Consider the following 15227-nt stretch of genomic DNA (forward strand, 5'->3'; position numbering starts at 1 on the left):
AGCGTCTACAAGTTTGTAGACGGGGAGCTGGTGCCGGCCACCCCGGCGAGCCGCGGCGACCGCCGCCGGGACCGTCCCACAGCGCCTCCGGACGGCCCGGTCACCGCCAGGTGCTCGCCGAGCGGGCCGACCGTCAGCCCCTGCTTCCGGCACTGCTCCAGCAGCCCCGGCAGCGCGCCCAGCGCGGAGCGCCAGGCGCCCGGCGCCGAGGTGACGTCCGAGTCGTGCAGCAGCACCGTGCCGCCGCCGAGCGGCGCGCGGGTGAGCGTGCGCAGGACGGAGTCCGGCGTCGCCGCCGCCGTCCAGTCCCGGCCCCAGTGCGTCCACAGCACCGGGGTCAGGTCGAGCCGCCGGGCAGCCGCCAGCGCGGCGAGGCTGAGCACCCCGTACGGCGGCCGGTACCAGCGCGGGGGCACGCCGGTGACGTCCGCGACCAGGTCCCGGGTGCGGGCGATGTCGTCCCGCAGGGCCAGGGCGACCGGAGCACCGTGGGCCGGTGCTGGTAGCCGTGCACCGCGATCTCGTGCCCGGCGGCGGCCATCTCACGGCCGAGCTCCGGCGCCCGGACCAGCATCCGGCCCAGCACGAAGAACGTCGCCCGGACGCCCGCCCGCTCCAGAGCCGCCAGGAACAGCGGAGTCGAGCGCGGATCCGGCCCGTCGTCGAAGGTCAGCGCCACGTGGCCGGGCGCTCCCGGGCCGGACAGGCCGGGCGCGAGCAGCGGCCGCAGCGGGCCGAGCGAGGTCAGCGCGGGCAGGCTGTTGGCGACGGCGAGGCCGCCGGCAACGGCCGCCGCGGTGGCGGCCATCGTACGTGCGGTCGTCGGGAGACTCATGACACCACTTCCAGGACGGCGGGCTCCGGCCGGCTCGGCAGCCCCGGCTGCCGGGGAGGCCCGATACGGGGGACGGCGGGGACGGCCTCGGTGGTTGCGGCGGGGAGCGGGCCGGCCAGCTCCGCGACCACCCGGTCGGGCGGGCAGGGTGCGGGAGCCCGGTCGAACACCGGCGCGGGCGCACCCGCCGTCGACCCGGACGCCAGGGCGGCGCGGAGCGCCGGGGCCAGGGCGGCGTGGTCGCGGATCCAGACCGCGAGCCCGGCCTCGTCGAGCGCGGCGGCGTTGGTCACACCGTGCCCCGGCAGACAGCGGTAGCTCACCACGGGGACGCCGCTGGCCATCGCCTCCAGCGAGGTCAGACCCCCGGCGTTCTGCACGACGACGTCCGCCGTGCGCAGCAGCGCGGGCATGTCGTCGACCCAGCCGAGCGGGATGCCGGTGGCCGAGTCGAGCAGCCGCTGCCGCAGGCCCGTGTTGTGCCCGCAGACGGTGACGGGCACCGCGAGGCCCGACGCGGCGATCTCCCGGGCGGTCTGCTCCACCTCGCCGACGCCCCAGGAACCGGCCGTGATCAGGGCCAGCGGCCGATCGGTGGGCAGCCCGAGCCGGATCCGCTCCTGGCGCCGCTCGGCCGCCGAGGACGACGGGCGGAACCCCGGCCCGACCAGCGGCCCGCACGCCCGGACGTCCGCCGCGCCGTGCCGGACGGCCTGGGCGGCGGCCACCGGGTGCAGCGCGAGGTGCAGGTCGATGCCGTCGGCGACCCAGAGCGGGTGCACGGACATGTCCGTGAGGAAGGTGACCGCCGGGACGGCCAGCCCGCCCTCACGGCGCAGCCGGCCCAGGACGTGGCTGGCCAGCGGGTAGGTCGACACCACCGCGGCGGTGTCCGGTCCGATCACCGCCCGGGTGCGGCGGGCGGCGGCCCGGCCGGAGAGCCGGCCGGCCAGCGAACCGAGCAGCCGGTGCCGCTCCAGCCCGTGCAGCATGGTGCCCCACGCCCACGGCGCCACCCGCAGCTCCAGGGCGTAGCCGCCGCGCAGCAGGCGGCCCCAGCCGGGCGGGAGCAGGTCCAGGAAGTCGTGGCGGTCCACGCCGTACCCGGCCTCTTCGAGGCGGCGCGCCAGCTCGCGGGCGGCGCCGTCGTGGCCGGCGCCGACACTGGCCGACAGCACCGCTATGCGCGTCCTGCGGGAGGACATCGGATTCCTTTCGGCACGGGCGCGGCGGGTCGCGGGCCGCCGTGGTGCAGGGCCCGCGTCCGCCGTCCCGGGGGAGGGCAGAGGAGAGGGCCGGCCCCGAGATCCCTGTCGGGGCCGGCCCGGTTCGAGGTCCGGCGCGGTCGTCAGCCGGGGAGGCCGCCGCCGGTCGCGGCGCCCGTGCCGGCGGCCACGGTGTTGCCGGTGACGGTGCCGTCCGCACCCGACAGGGTCACGTCGTGGCGCACCCCGTCCGGTCCGATCACCACCGCGAGCCACGCACTGCCGCCGCCCTGCTGGCCGACCACCCGCAGGCTCTCCACCCGGCCGCCGGCCACCGCCGCGGCCGCCTTGACGACGGCCTGGTCGGCGCCGAGCGACGGCAGCGGCGCCGGGGCGACGGCGGTGCCCGGGACGCCCGCCGGGCCCAGTGCCGCGCGCTTCGCGGCGGCCGCCGGGTCGTCCTCGCGGCCGCGGCCGTCCATCCGGACGCCCTCGTGATCGGCGCCGGCCCGCTCGGGACCGAACGCGGTCTCCTGCTCGTGGTGGTGCTCGGCCACGGCCACCGCGGCGGCCCCGCCGCCCACGATCACCACGGCCGCGCCGAGCGCGGCCCAGCGGGCACCCTTGCGCCGCGGCACCAGACGGGCCGGGCCGGTGCGCTTGCGGGCCGCGCCCTGCGGCACGCCGGCGGACTGCTCCTGCTGGGGGGACTGCTCGGACATGCTGGGCTCCTCGCGACGACCGGGCACCGCACCCGGCTGGAACAGAGCCTGCTGAGGTGAGGCTGAAGCCCTGCTGAAGCCACCTGAAGACCCCTTCAGCCACCTCCGGCCCGGGCCTGCGACCCTTGACGGCATGCGTGTACTGGTGGTGGAGGACGAGCGGCGGCTGGCCGCGGCCCTGCAGCGGGGACTTCAGGCGGAGGGATTCGCGGTCGACGTTGCCCACGACGGGCCGCAGGGCCTGTGGCAGGCCACCGAGCAGGACTACGACGTCATCGTGCTCGACATCATGCTGCCCGGCCTGAACGGCTACCGGGTCTGCGCCCGGCTGCGCGCCGCCGGCAACGAGGCGGGCATCCTCATGCTCACCGCCAAGGACGGCGAGTACGACGAGGCCGAGGCCCTCGACACCGGCGCCGACGACTTCCTCTCCAAGCCGTTCTCGTACGTCGTCCTGGTCGCCCGGCTGCGCGCCCTGGCACGCCGCACCGGCCGGCGCCGGCCGCAGGTGGTCGAGCTCGGCGACCTGCGGGTCGACCCGGCCGCGCACTCCTGCTCCCGCGGCGGCACCGAGATCCGGCTGACCGCCCGCGAGTTCGCCGTCCTGGAGTACCTGGCCCGGCGCCCCGGCGAGGTGGTCGCCAAACGCGAGATCCTCGAACAGGTCTGGGACAGCGCCTTCGACGGCGACCCCAACGTGGTCGAGGTGCACGTGAGCGCCGTCCGGCGCAAGATCGACGCGCCGTTCGGCCGCAGCGCGCTGGAGACCGTCCGCGGCGCGGGCTACCGACTGGCGGCCGACGGTGGCTGAGCGCGCGGGGGCCCGGCCCGCGGGGGCGGCCGACCTCGTCCGGCGGCTGCGCGCCCTGCCGCTGCCGGCGGCCCTGCACCGCAGACTGCTGACGCCGCTCCTGGACAGGTGGCCGGTGCTGCGGCGGCTGTGGCCCACCACCGTCCGGGCCAGGGCCACCGCCGGCGCCTCCCTGGTGGTGGCCGTGGCGCTCGCGCTGGCCTCCTTCGCGCTGCTCGGGCTGCTCGACGCCAACCTGTTGCAGAACGCCGAGAGCGACGCCGAGCGGCAGGCCGCCACCGTCGCCCAGCTCGCCGCCGCGGGCGAACTCGACCACGTCCGGCCGCCCACCCACGGCGCCGACTTCATCCAGGTCGTGGACGCCCACGGCAGGGTCCTGTCGTCCAGCGCCAACCTCGTCGGCGCGCCCCCGTTGGCCCCCGCCCCGCCGGAACCGGGCACCAGCTACCACACCTGGTTCGTCGAACCCGTCAGCGGCGAGCACCGCCAGCGGGTCGTGCAGGTCACCACCGACACCCCGGACGGCCTGGTCGCCGTCTACGCGGGCACCTCGCTGCGCGACGTGGACGCCGCCGACACCACCACCGCGACCGCCCTCGCGTTCGGCGTCCCGCTGCTGCTCGCCATGGTCGCGCTCGTCACCTGGCGGGTCACCGGCCGCGCCCTGCGCCCGGTCGAGGCGATCCGCGCCGAGGTCGCCGAGATCACCGACCGGGACCTGCACCGCCGGGTCCCGGTGCCCGACACCCGGGACGAGATCGCCCGCCTCGCCGCCACCATGAACGCCACCCTGGACCGGCTGGAGTCCTCCGGCGTCCGCCAGCGCCGGTTCATCGCCGACGCCTCGCACGAACTGCGCAGCCCGATCACGGTGCTCCGCACCCAGCTGGAGGTGGCGCTGGCCGTCCAGGACCGCGAGCTGTGGCCCGGGCTGATCGGCGGCGCCCTGGAGGACGTCGAGCGCCTGCAGCAGCTCGCCGCCGACCTGCTGCTGCTCGCCCGCATCGACGCGGCCCAGCCGGTGGCGGCCGTCCCGCTCGACCTCTCCGAGCTGGTCGGCGACGCCGTACGGTCGCGCCGCGGCGACCGCGTGCCGGTGCACACACGGCTGGAGCCGGGCATCGCGATGACGGGCAGCCACCTCTGGCTCGCCCGGGTGGTCACCAACCTGGTCGACAACGCCCAGCGCTTCGCCGACCGGCGAGTGGACGTGGTGCTGCGCGCGGACGGCGGCCGGCACGGTCGGACGGCCGTGCTGGAGGTCGTCGACGACGGACCGGGCATCGTGGCCGCCGACCGCGAACGGGTCTTCGAACGGTTCACCCGGCTCGACGACGCCCGCAGCCGCGACCACGGCGGCGCCGGCCTGGGCCTGCCCATCGCCCGCGACCTGACCGCCCACCACGGCGGCACCCTCACGGCCGAGGACAGCCCGCAGGGGGCCAGGCTGGTCGCCCGGCTCCCGGTGCAGCCCGCCGCCCCCACCGACTGAGCCCGCCGTGCCGCCGGGTGCAGTACCGCATCCGGACGAGTGAACCGCCGCTCGCGTTGCGGCCGCCCGGCGGCGCCGTAGGGTCGCAAGCGTGACAGCCGTCGATCGACGCAGCGTGCTGCGCGCTGCCGCACTCGGCGCCGCGGCGGCGGCGGCCGCTGCCTGCGGCGCGAAGGGCCCGGCGGACCGCGCGACGCCGCCCACGGCCACCCCCACCCGCCCTACCCCCGTGCCCGGACACCCGGCCGGCTCCGGGTCCGCCGGCGCGGCGGGCCCGACGGCGGCACTGCCCGCCGGCCTGCCCTTCGAGGTCGCCGCCGGGCCCGCGGACCGGGGCCGGGTCGCCCTCACCTTCCACGGCCAGGGCGACCCGGCGATCGCCCGCGCCGTCCTCGACGAGGCCGCCGCCGGGGGCGCCCGGATCACCGTGCTCGCCGTCGGCACCTGGCTGGACGAGCAGCCGCAGGTCGCCCGGCTGATCCTCGACGGCGGCCACGAACTGGGCAACCACACGCTCAACCACCGTGCGATATCGGGGATGTCCGCCGACGCCGCCTACGCGGAGATCGCGGGCTGCGCCGAGCGCCTGCAGCGGCTCACCGGCTCGCCGGGCCGCTGGTTCCGCCCCTCCCAGGCGCAGGACTGCACCGCGCGGGTGGCGGACCAGGCCCGTCGCGCGGGCTACCAGCACTGCCTGGGCTACAACCTGGACTCGCTCGACTACACCGACCCCGGCCCGGCCGCGGTGCAGCAGACCGTCCTCGGCCGGGTCGGCCCCGGCTCGATCGTGAGCCTCCACCTCGGTCACCAGGGCACGGTGGCGGCACTTCCCGGCATCCTCGAAGGCCTCCAGGCCCGCAGCCTGCAGGCCGTCACCGCAACGGAGTTGTTCAGCTGATGGCCACCACGACCCCGCCCCGCCGCCGGCCCGGCCGGAAGGCTCTGCTGCTCGCCGCCGGCCTCCTCCTCGTCGCGACCGGCTGCGGCTCCGCCACGCCCCGGCTGTCCGCGGCGCCGTCCGCCGGGGTGTCCGGCAACGCAGCCACCGGTTCTGCGAGCGCCTCCCCGCAGCCGTCCGCGACGAGCGTCGCCCTGCCCGGCATGCCGCCGGTCCTCGATCCCCACGACCTCTACGCGGCCGACCGGCCGGGCATGCTGGCACCGGCCGTACAGTCCTTCCCGGCGCGCGTCTACGTGCCCAACACCGAGTCCGACACGGTCAGCGTGATCGACCCGGCGACGTACAAGGTGATCGAGACCCTGCACGTCGGCCGCCAGCCGCAGCACGTGGTGCCCTCGTGGGACCTCAAGACGCTCTGGGTCAACAACGACCTCGGCAACACCCTCACCCCGATCGACCCGGCGACCGGCGCGGCGGGCACGCCCGTCGACGTCCACGACCCGTACAACCTGTACTTCACGCCGGACGGCAAGTACGCGATCGTGATGGCCTCCAACGACCGGCAGCTGGTGTTCCGCGACGCGCACACCATGCAGCAGGTCAAGGCCGTCCCCGTCAACTGTGCCGGCGTCAACCACGCCGACTTCTCCTCCGACGGCCGGTACTTCGTGGTCTCCTGCGAGTTCTCCGGCGACCTGCTCAAGGTCGACACCGCCTCGATGACGGTCGTCGCCCAGCAGAAGCTGCCGATGGCGGATGCGATGCCGCAGGACGTGAAGGTCTCGCCGGACGGCCGCACCTGGTACATCGCGGACATGATGGCCAACGGCGTGTGGGTGCTGAACGCCGACACCTTCGCCGCCCCGACCCTGCTGCCCACCGGCAAGGGCACCCACGGACTGTACGTCAGCCGGGACTCCAAGAGCCTGTACATCTCCAACCGCGGCGAGGGCAGCATCTCCGTCCTCGACTTCGCCACCGGCGCCCTGAAGACCAAGTGGTGGATCCCGGGTGGCGGCAGCCCCGACATGGGCGGCGTGTCGGCGGACGGCAAGGTGCTGTGGCTCAGCGGCCGCTACAACGCCGAGGTGTACGCGCTGTCGACCGACGACGGCCACCTCCTGGCCAGGATCCCGGTCGGCCAGGGCCCGCACGGCCTGTGCGTCTACCCGCAGCCCGGACGGTACTCGCTGGGCCACACCGGCGTCTTCCGCTGACCCGGTGACCCGGGTCGGGCACCCGGGAGGCGGTGATCCGCCCCGGGTGCCCGGCGGGGGTGGTGCGCCCTCACCCGAGCGGACGGGGGCTCGCGAACCCGCGGTAGCCGCGGCCCACCAGATCGGGCCGCGGCGCGGGAGCCGTCCCGTCGCCGAACGGGCGGCCGCCGAGGGCATCCCGGCCGTGCGGCGCCGACCACCCGGCCAGGTCGGGGCCGACGGGTACGAGACCGGCCGGATTGATCCCGGTGTGCACCAGGTAGTAGTGGCGCTTGATGTGGTCGAAGTCGACGGTGTCGCCGAAGCCCGGCGTCGCGTACAGGTCGCGGGCGTACGCCCACAGCACCGGCATCTCGGTGAGCTTGGCCCGGTTGCACTTGAAGTGCCCGTGGTACACGGCGTCGAAGCGCACCAGGGTGGTGAACAGCCGGACGTCCGCCTCGGTGATCGTGTCGCCCACCAGGTAGCGGCGGGTGGCGAGATGCTCCGACAGCGTGTCCAGCCGGTCGAAGAGCCGGTGGTAGGCGCTCTCGTACGCCTGCTGCGACTGGGCGAAACCGGTCTGGTACACCGCGTTGTTGACGTCCCGGAAGATCTCCTCGGCGACGGCGTCGATCGCGGGGCGCAGCTTCTCCGGGTACAGGTCGGGTGCGCCCGCCCGCTGGTGGGCCCGCCACTCGGTGGAGAGGTCCAGGGTGATCTGCGGGTAGTCGTTGGTCACCAGCCGCCCGCTGGGCACGTCGACCACGGCGGGCACGCTGATCCCGGCGTCGTACCCGGGGCGGGCCCGCTCGTACGCCTCGCCGAGGTAGCGGATGCCGAGCACCGGGTCGCGGCCGTCCTCGTCCAGGGTGAACCGCCAGCTGCGGTGGTCCTGGATCGGGTCGGCGACGGCGACGGAGACCGCCTCCTCCAGGCCTAGCAGCCGGCGGACGATCAGCGCGCGGTGCGCCCACGGGCAGGCGAGCGACACCACCAGCCGGTAGCGGCCCGGCTCCACCGGCCAGCCGTCGGAGCCGTCGGCGGTGATGCGGTCGTCGACGAACGAGGAGGAGCGGACGAACGCGCCGTCCGCGTCGGTGGTGATCGTGGTCATGGAGCCGGTTCCTTCGTCGTGGCCGGATCGGTCTCCGGGCGCCTACCCGTGTTGCGGCCGGTCCACACGGTGCGCGGGCCCGGTGCCCCCGTCCGGCCCGCTGCCGGCCGGGGCCCCGCTCAGCCGCCGAGGGCGGTGAGCGACGCCCGGGCCGCCCGAGCCTGCAGGGGGTTGAACGCGGGGTCGGTGGCGAGGGCCTTCGCCAGGTGGGTCCGGGCCTCGCCGCTGCGGCCTAGCGCGCGTTCGATCTCGCCGCGGTGGTAGAGGAACAGGGCGTTGTCGTCCCAGCCGTGCGCGGCCGCCTGCTCGGCGAAGCCGATCGCCTCGCCGTCCGCGCCGCTGCGGTGCAGTGCCCAGGCCAGCGCGTCGGCCACCAGCACGTTCCGGCGGCGCCCCCACTCGGCCCGCAGCAGCCGGACGGCCTCGGCCGGATCGCCGTGGTCCGCCTGGAACTGACCGGCAGTCAGGTCGTCGACAACGCCGTTCGCGGCGGCCAGGTCCTGCTCGGCACGCAGCAGCCGGTACTGCTCGCGCGCCCGGTCGGGGTGGCCCAGCGACTCCTGGAGCTCGCCGAGTTCGAGCAGGTACTGCGGCAGCGGCACCCGGCCGACGGCGTCGGCGTAGTCCCGCAGGGCGTCGTCGGTGCGTCCCAGGGCCGCCTCCGCGCGGGCCTGCCCGGCGAGCGCCGCGGTGTACCCGGGGTCGGTCGCCAGGGCCTTCCGGTAGCCGGTGAGCGCGTCGGCGGTGCGGCCCGCGTTCCGGTCGAGTTCGGCGATCTGGTAGCGGCAGAAGGCCTGGTCGGCGGGGTCGTAGGCGCCGTCGAGGGCCTGCCGTAGCGCGGCCCGGGCGTCGTCGGTCCGCCCGTGCTGCTCCAGGTCGTAGGCCGCGCGGGTGAAGGAGGCGGTGCCGGGCCGCAGGTCCAGCAGGTGCTGGACGGCGTCGGTGGCGCCGGCGTCGTCGCCGAGCTGGGTCCGGGCGTCGGCGAGAACGGCGTAGGCCGGCCAGTGCAGGGGCGAGGCAGCGAGCGCCTGGCGGGCGAACTCGCCGGCCTCGGCGAACAGATGGCGGGCGTTGGCGAGCGCTCCCAGGCCGGTGAGCGCATCCACGTTGTCCTCCGGCGTCAGCGTGAGGGAGCGGTGCAGCGCCTCGTCGGCCTTCGGGTAGTACGACGGGTCCGCGGTCAGCCGGGCCTGCTCCACGTACTCGCCGCCGAGGCGGGCCCACCCGGCGGCGTCGCCGGGCACCTCGCGCAGCCGCTGCTGGTCCACGGCGACGGCGCGGGCCAGCGAGCCGTCCGCGGGCGGGGCGCCGCCGGCGTGGCGGGCGCCGTCCGCCGAGGTCGGGACGCCGGGCGGCTGCCCGCGGTCCAGGGCCCCGAACGCCGCCAGGCGGCCGCACAGCAGGACGGTGGTGAGTAGCAGGGGCAGGCTTCGCATCGTCCGAGGTCTCCCGGTGGTCGGGTCGCTGGGGGAGGGAGGTGGGTGGCCCCGTTGCGCCTTGGGGGCCACCCACCGGTCGGTGTGGGTCAGTTGGGCTGGTTGACGGCCTTGGCGTACGGGGTCGCCACGTACGGGAACGAGGCCCCGAACGGCTTGTCCGCCGTGTTCACCTTGTCGCCGGCGGCGAGCGCGGCGATGAAGTGGCCGGGGGTGGCGCCCTCCATCACCTGCAGGGCGATGTCGACGACGTCGTCGCCGAGCCGGCGGCCGTTCGGGAAGCCCTGGAAGTCCCCGTCGAGGACGCCGAGCCGGTCGGGGTCGGCGGTGACCGGGGTCGACATGTTCAGCCGCAGCTCCTCGGCGGGGACGAACCGCTTGGGGTTGACGTCCTTGTTGAGCAGCTGCGAGTTGAGGTCCACCTGGAAGGGGCCGCCGGTCGCCTTGGCGATGCCGGTCAGGAAGATCTCCTGGAGGTCGGTGCGCGGCGTGGCGGGCGCCGGGAGGCCGTAGATCGCCTGGACGAGCTTGGGCACCTCGGGGTCGAGCACCTTGGCCACCAGGGCGGGCTGGTTGTGGTCCTCGGACGGGGGCAGCGCGTTGAAGGCGTCCTTGAGGCCGGCCGGCACGACGACCTCGTTGACGAGCGGGTTCCCGAGCCGGGAGACCTGCACGTACTTGCCGACCGGGTCCGCCTTGCCGGGGCTGAGCTTCAGGGTCCGCTTCTCGGTGCTGGACCAGACGCCGATCACCGGGTTGCGCTTCGGGTCGCCCTTGAGCGCGAGCCGGCTCTTGGGCACCTGGATGGAGAGGGTGTTGACGTTGTAGCCGGCCAGGGTGTTCTGGCCGACCTCGGAGAGGTTGCCGCCGTACAGCAGGTCGAAGACCCGCAGGTCCAGGAAGAACGGGTCGGCGGCCTGGGTGGCCACCGTCTGCCCGCCGCCCGGTAGTTGCACGGTCGCCTGCTGACGGAGGCCCGCGTAGTTCGGCATCGACGCCCGGCCGGTGTCGGACGGCGCGGCGGTGCCGTGCTCGACCAGGGTGACCGGGTCGCAGCCCTCGCGGATCTCCTGCAGCGTGTAGTACTGGCGGAACAGCAGGGTCTTGTCGGTGAGGTTGTTCACCACGCCGTTGTTGTAGAGGAAGGTGTTGGTGCCACGCTGGTCCTCGGTGTGGAAGGTCCAGCGGTAGGTGAGGTCGGGCCGGCCGGTGCCCTGGGAGTCGATGTTGATGTCGTAGTGCGCGCCGTCGGCCCACGGGTAGAAGTTCGGTCCGCCGTTGGGCTCCTGGAACGGCAGCCAGTTCGCGACCAGGGTCACGGTGTCCTGCTTGTCCGGGCTGGTGAAGGCGTAGACGTCGGTGTTGTCGACCTGCGGGTCGGCGGCGATCAGCGGCGCCTCGCGGTGGCTGGAGGCGGTGCTGACGCCGGCGCCGGCGCCGAGCAGCGCGCTGCTCGCGAGCGCCAGGCTCATGGTGGTGAGGACGGCCGCGGAACGGGCGGCGGAACTGGTCCGTGCGGGTCGGCGCGTGACGTTCATTCGGGTGGGGTGCTCGCTTCCGTGACGAGGTGACCGCACACGGCTGCGCCGGGCGGCGGATCCGGCCCAGGTCGGCCGCAGTCGGCACTGTGGCCTCGGATCCCGACATGGGTTCGCCGACGCGCGACCGGTGGTCGGGTCCGCTCACCCGCACGGTCCAGCGGTGTCACCCGCACGGCGGCAGCCGTACGCCGAACGGCGGGCAGGAAGGCGGCCGGAGGGAGCACGGGACCGCACCGCACCGTTCGCGGTGCGGACGGGCGTCGCTCCGGAGCGCCTCGGCGAACCCGACCTGCGTACGGCCGTTCGAGCGAATGGGAATGCCTGTCCGGATCCTGATGCCCCGTCCGGGTGACGCGGACGCAGGGCCGGAGTGGTTGCGTCGGCGCGCGCCTCCACAGCCCCCAAGGTGGGGCGTCGGGCCGGCTGAGGCCCGCCCCCACCCTTCCCCTTCCCTCCCCGGCCGGCCACCCCCCGCGCTTCGCCGCTGCGGCAGCCGGTCCGTCCCTCCCGGAGGCACCGCGTGGCGGTTCCGCGTTTTCCCGTCCGGACGGCCGTGGCGGCGTCGGGCGCGCTCTTCCTGCTCGCCCTCGCCGCACCCGCCGCCCAGGCCCACCCACTGGGGAACTTCTCGCTCAACCACTACCTCGGCTTCACGGTGCACCGCGACAGCGTCGAGGTCCTCGCCGTCACCGACACCGCCGAGATCCCCACCCTCCAGGAGCAGCCGAGCGTCGACCGCAACGGCGACGGCACCGTCGACGACGCCGAGCTGGCCGCCTGGGCCGGCGCCCAGTGCACCCGGACCGCCCAGCGCCTGAAGGTGACGACCGACCAGCCCGCCACGACGCTGGCCTGGAGCACCGAGTCGGCGCGGTTCGCCTACCAGGACGGCGCCGCAGGCCTGCGGACCAGCAGACTCGAATGCACGCTGCGGGCCGCCCTGCACCTCCCCGCCGCGGGCACCACCCTCCACATCGCCGGCGGCACCGACCCCGGCAGGGTCGGCTGGAACGAGATCACCGCCCGCGGCGACGGCACCACCCTCGACCGAACGGACGTCCCGGCCCGCTCCGTCTCGAACGAGCTGCGCGACTACCCGCGCGACCTGCTGGCCAGCCCGGAGGGAGTGACCCGGGCCGAGGTCCACGCCCGACCCGGCGGCGGCGCCGCCACGGCGGCCGGGGTCACCGTCCGGGCGGACGGCTCCGGTCCCACGGCCTGGCTGGCCGGCCTCGACTCCCGGCTCACCCGGCTCGGCGCCGCGCAACGCCTCACCCTGCCACTGGGCCTGCTCGCCGTGCTGCTCGCCGTCGTGCTCGGCGCCGGCCACGCCCTGCTGCCCGGCCACGGCAAAACGGTGATGGCTGCCTACCTGGCCGGGCGGCGCGGCCGCACCCGCGACGCGGTCACCGTCGGCGCCACCGTGACCGTGACCCACACGGCCGGCGTCCTTGTCCTCGGACTGGGCCTGACCGCCTTCTCCTCACTGGCCGGCGACGTCCTCCTCGGGTGGCTGGGCGTGCTGAGCGGCGCCCTGGTCGCGCTGGTCGGCGCCGGCCTGCTGCGGGATGCGCTCCGGCGTACCCGGACGGGCCGTCGCGCACGCCACAACGCTGCCCCGGCCTTGGGCACGCATCCGGCGAAGGAGCTCGCCCACGCGGCAGCGGCACCCGCCTCGTCCGGTCGCCACGAGGAGGGCCATGACCACGGGCACCACCACGGCCACGGGCACCACCACGGCGACGAGCAGCACGACCACGGCCACGGGCCCGACCACGACCACGACCACGGCCACGACCACGGGCACGGGCACGGGCACCATGGCCACCGGCACGGTCTGTTCGGCGGAGGACACCACCACCATCACGAGCCCGATTCGGGCCGGCGCAACCTCGTCGGGCTGGGCATCGCGGGCGGCCTGGTGCCGAGCCCGTCCGCCCTGGTCGTCCTGCTGGGCGCCGTCGCGCTCGGCCGGACACTCTTCGGCGCGGCCCTGGTGGTCGCGTACGGCCTCGGCATGGCCGCCACCCTCACCGCCGTCGGGCTGCTCCTCGTCCGGGTCGGCGACCGGATGGCCGGCGCGAACGACGGCCGGCTCCTCGGCCGGCTGCGCCGGATCACCCCGTACAGCGGTCTGCTGACCGCGCTGCTGATCGTGACGGTGGGGCTGGGACTGGTGTTCCGCAGTCTGCCGTCGACCCTGTGACGAACCCTTACCCCGACCGGAGGCCGATCACCGTGACCACCCGCCCGACGCACCTGCTGTGCCTCGCCCTGCTCGCCGCTCCGCTGCTGGCGGCCTGCGCCACCGGGCGGGACGGCAGCTTCGACGCCCAGCCCGGCACGCCGTCCCCGACCTGCCTGCAGCACCAGAGCGCCCTGCCGGGGACGAGCTACACCGGCGGCGAGAAGTCCGATCCCACCGCGGTGCTGCAGATGATGCGCTTCTACACCGCCAACGGCACCAAGGCGTTCTGCGACGGCAGGCCGCCCACCGACGCCGACCGCCGCTGGACGGAGCTGTACACGCAGCTCGGCGGCGACGCGCGGCACGTGGCCACCGCGAAGTGACGCCCGAGCGGGTCAGGACGAGGCGGCGAGTGCGGCGAGTCCGCTGAGCGCGGTGCGGGCCGCCGGAGCGTACAGGGGGTGGAACGACGGGTTGATCGCCAGCGCCGTCACCAGCTCGGAGCGCGCGTCGGCGCTCCGCCCGAGCGCTTGGAGGATCATGCCGCGGTGGTAGTGGAAGAGCGCGTTGCGCATCCCGGTCGCCAGCGCCTGGTCGGATTGGCGGAGGGCCTCCTGGTCGCGGCCGTTGACGTGCAGGGCCCAGGCGTACGCATCGTTCATCTCCAGGAACGGCCTGGTCCGCAGCCCCTGTTCGGCGATGGTCAGCGCCTTCCCGGCATCGCCGTGATCGGCCTCGAACAGCGCCGCGTCGGTGTCCGGCGCCACGCCGTTGTCGGCGAACAGCTGCTGCTCGGCGCGGAACACGGTGTACTGCTGCGCCGCCTCGTCCGTGCGTCCCAAGGACTCGAGCAGCTCACCGAGTTCGAGCACGTACTCGGGTTGCGGGAGCTGGGCGACGGCCTGCCGGAGGTCGGCGACGGCGGACGCCGGGTCGCCGAGGGCGGCCTTCGCCCTGGCCCGGGCCTCCAGCAGCGAGGCGGTGCCGGGGGCGGTGCGCAGGCCCGCCTCGGCGTGGGTGAGCGCCGTCCTCGGGTCGCCGTTGTCGAGGGCCAACTGGCTGAGGTGGTAGAGCGCGAAGGACCGATCGGCCGGGGTGTTGGCGTCGTCGAGGGCACGCTGCATGTCCTCGGTGGCCGCCGCCGTGTCCCCGCGCAGCTCCCACGCGTACGAGGCACGGGACAGCGACGGAGTCCCCGGCCGGAGGTCGACCATGTGCTGCACCGCCTCGAACGACTCCGGATACCGGCCGAGTTGGGTACAGGCGTCGGCGAGGATCCCGTAGACCGTCGAGTTGTCGGGGGCCAGCGCGACGGCCTTCTGCGCCCAGTCCAGCGCGGCGGCGAAGTCGTGCCGGGCCGCGGCCAGCGCGGCCATGCCCGCCGTCGCGGTGGCGTTGTCGGCGGGTTGTGCGGTCAGTGACCGGGTGAGGGCGGCCTCCGCCTTCGGGTAGAAGGACGGATCCGCCGTCGTCCGGGCCTGTTGGACGTAGGCCAGGCCGAGTGAGCCCAAGGCCTCGGCGTCGTCCGGGGTCGCCCGCAGCCGCTCCTGGAGGCCGCGGATGTCCGCGGGGACGGCGGGGCCGGCGGAGAGGTCGGCGGCGCCGTCGGTGGGGCCGGACGGCCCGGAGGGCGGGGCGAGGCCGAGCCCGCCCGCCAGGAACAGCCCGACCCCCAGCACGGCGGTCACGGCGGCGGAGACCGTGCGCCGGCGGCGCGGCGGTGCGGGTTCGGCGGCGGTCACGGCGGACTCCCGGTGGCAGGCGGGGTGGGCGGGGTGGAGCA

12 protein-coding genes and 1 pseudogene are annotated in these 15227 nt (G+C 75.4%); 6 read left to right on the forward strand and 7 right to left on the reverse strand.

Going from position 1 to position 15227, the window contains the following annotated elements; all coding sequences use genetic code 11:
* Positions 1-5 precede the first annotated feature (5 nt).
* The 3 genes and pseudogenes from ABEB13_RS37915 to ABEB13_RS37925 form a co-directional block, all read right to left on the reverse strand.
* Positions 6-835, reverse strand: a pseudogene (locus tag ABEB13_RS37915) (polysaccharide deacetylase family protein).
* Positions 832-2013: a glycosyltransferase gene (locus ABEB13_RS37920; protein ID WP_345709162.1), complete on the reverse strand. Its 1182-nt coding sequence runs from the start codon at positions 2011-2013 to the stop codon at positions 832-834. Before ABEB13_RS37920 ends, ABEB13_RS37915 begins: the two are co-directional and overlap by 4 nt.
* Positions 2014-2183: 170 nt before the next feature.
* Complete coding sequence (locus ABEB13_RS37925; RefSeq protein ID WP_345709163.1) at positions 2184-2762, reverse strand: hypothetical protein; 579 nt, start codon at positions 2760-2762, stop codon at positions 2184-2186.
* 133 nt (positions 2763-2895) lie between these two features.
* Between ABEB13_RS37925 and ABEB13_RS37930 the strand changes: the two genes are divergently transcribed.
* From ABEB13_RS37930 to ABEB13_RS37945, 4 genes are all read left to right on the forward strand, one after another.
* Positions 2896-3573: a response regulator transcription factor gene (locus tag ABEB13_RS37930; RefSeq protein WP_100886725.1), complete on the forward strand. Its 678-nt coding sequence runs from the start codon at positions 2896-2898 to the stop codon at positions 3571-3573.
* A 118-nt stretch (positions 3574-3691) separates the two neighbouring features.
* A complete protein-coding gene (locus ABEB13_RS37935) occupies positions 3692-5065 on the forward strand; it encodes a sensor histidine kinase (RefSeq protein WP_345709969.1) in 1374 nt (457 codons plus the stop codon).
* A gap of 91 nt (positions 5066-5156) precedes the next feature.
* The gene (locus ABEB13_RS37940; protein ID WP_345709164.1) at positions 5157-5963 is read left to right on the forward strand and encodes a polysaccharide deacetylase family protein; all 807 of its coding nucleotides are present in this window, start codon (positions 5157-5159) and stop codon (positions 5961-5963) included.
* Positions 5963-7183: a YncE family protein gene (locus ABEB13_RS37945; protein ID WP_345709165.1), complete on the forward strand. Its 1221-nt coding sequence runs from the start codon at positions 5963-5965 to the stop codon at positions 7181-7183. Before ABEB13_RS37940 ends, ABEB13_RS37945 begins: the two co-directional genes overlap by 1 nt.
* Before the next feature lie 70 nt (positions 7184-7253).
* On the opposite strand, the gene ABEB13_RS37950 is transcribed toward ABEB13_RS37945, so the two are convergent.
* The 3 genes from ABEB13_RS37950 to ABEB13_RS37960 all read right to left on the reverse strand — a co-directional run bounded on the left by ABEB13_RS37950 (position 7254) and on the right by ABEB13_RS37960 (position 11253).
* Positions 7254-8279, reverse strand: a complete 1026-nt coding sequence (locus ABEB13_RS37950) for a glutathione S-transferase family protein (RefSeq protein WP_345709166.1) — start codon at positions 8277-8279, stop codon at positions 7254-7256.
* A gap of 119 nt (positions 8280-8398) precedes the next feature.
* Positions 8399-9715 (reverse strand): tetratricopeptide repeat protein, encoded by a 1317-nt coding sequence (locus tag ABEB13_RS37955; RefSeq protein ID WP_345709167.1) that lies wholly within the window; start codon positions 9713-9715, stop codon positions 8399-8401.
* Between the two features lie 89 nt (positions 9716-9804).
* Positions 9805-11253: a DUF4331 domain-containing protein gene (locus ABEB13_RS37960; RefSeq protein WP_345709168.1), complete on the reverse strand. Its 1449-nt coding sequence runs from the start codon at positions 11251-11253 to the stop codon at positions 9805-9807.
* Between the two features lie 523 nt (positions 11254-11776).
* On the opposite strand from ABEB13_RS37960, the gene ABEB13_RS37965 reads away from it, so the two are divergent.
* On the forward strand, positions 11777-13462 hold the full coding sequence (locus tag ABEB13_RS37965; RefSeq protein ID WP_345709169.1) for a high frequency lysogenization protein HflD: 1686 nt from the start codon (positions 11777-11779) through the stop codon (positions 13460-13462).
* Positions 13459-13827, forward strand: a complete 369-nt coding sequence (locus ABEB13_RS37970) for a hypothetical protein (protein WP_345709170.1) — start codon at positions 13459-13461, stop codon at positions 13825-13827. The genes ABEB13_RS37965 and ABEB13_RS37970 overlap by 4 nt, the downstream gene beginning before the upstream one ends.
* Before the next feature lie 12 nt (positions 13828-13839).
* On the opposite strand, the gene ABEB13_RS37975 is transcribed toward ABEB13_RS37970, so the two are convergent.
* On the reverse strand, positions 13840-15186 hold the full coding sequence (locus ABEB13_RS37975; protein WP_345709171.1) for a tetratricopeptide repeat protein: 1347 nt from the start codon (positions 15184-15186) through the stop codon (positions 13840-13842).
* Positions 15187-15227: the final 41 nt, after the last annotated feature.

Origin of the sequence: Kitasatospora paranensis (genome assembly GCF_039544005.1) — a bacterium.
GTDB classification, from domain to species: Bacteria; Actinomycetota; Actinomycetes; order Streptomycetales; family Streptomycetaceae; genus Kitasatospora; species Kitasatospora paranensis.

Excerpts from the sequence above, each read along its gene's own strand:
- ABEB13_RS37925 (WP_345709163.1), bottom strand. The coding sequence starts at position 2,762 with ATGTCCGAGCAGTCCCCCCAGCAGGAGCAGTCCGCCGGCGTGCCGCAG.
- ABEB13_RS37930 (WP_100886725.1), top strand. The coding sequence starts at position 2,896 with ATGCGTGTACTGGTGGTGGAGGACGAGCGGCGGCTGGCCGCGGCCCTG.
- ABEB13_RS37945 (WP_345709165.1), top strand. The coding sequence starts at position 5,963 with ATGGCCACCACGACCCCGCCCCGCCGCCGGCCCGGCCGGAAGGCTCTG.
- ABEB13_RS37950 (WP_345709166.1), bottom strand. The coding sequence starts at position 8,279 with ATGACCACGATCACCACCGACGCGGACGGCGCGTTCGTCCGCTCCTCC.
- ABEB13_RS37955 (WP_345709167.1), bottom strand. The coding sequence starts at position 9,715 with ATGCGAAGCCTGCCCCTGCTACTCACCACCGTCCTGCTGTGCGGCCGC.
- ABEB13_RS37960 (WP_345709168.1), bottom strand. The coding sequence starts at position 11,253 with ATGAACGTCACGCGCCGACCCGCACGGACCAGTTCCGCCGCCCGTTCC.